Genomic DNA, 236 nt, shown 5'->3' with positions numbered 1-236 from the left:
CGTCTGGCCTGATGAAGAAGAAGCAACCCGAACGTATTTTCCCAGCCCGTGGTCAGGCCTGATGGAAGCAAAGGTCGATGCGTGTAACGTGGGTATTATGGGAACATCCTTGAGCGGACTGGATGCGGCAATGGCAGTGGCTATTCAGCATGGTTCGTTCATTGAAGATGATAAACAACACGTCGTTTTTCACCGCGATAACGCAAGTGAAAAGCTAAATATCACGTTGTTGTCGC

At 49.2% G+C, this 236-nt stretch carries 1 pseudogene; it reads left to right on the top strand.

Annotation, left to right across the window (positions count from 1 at the left end):
* Window positions 1-236, top strand: a pseudogene (locus AC0L3J_RS38400) (FAD-NAD(P)-binding protein); the annotation flags it as partial.

Source organism: Bradyrhizobium sp. Kon37 (assembly GCF_055807535.1).
The sequence above is the reverse complement of the archived record's forward strand: the minus strand, read 5'-3'. Positions and strand labels throughout refer to the sequence as shown.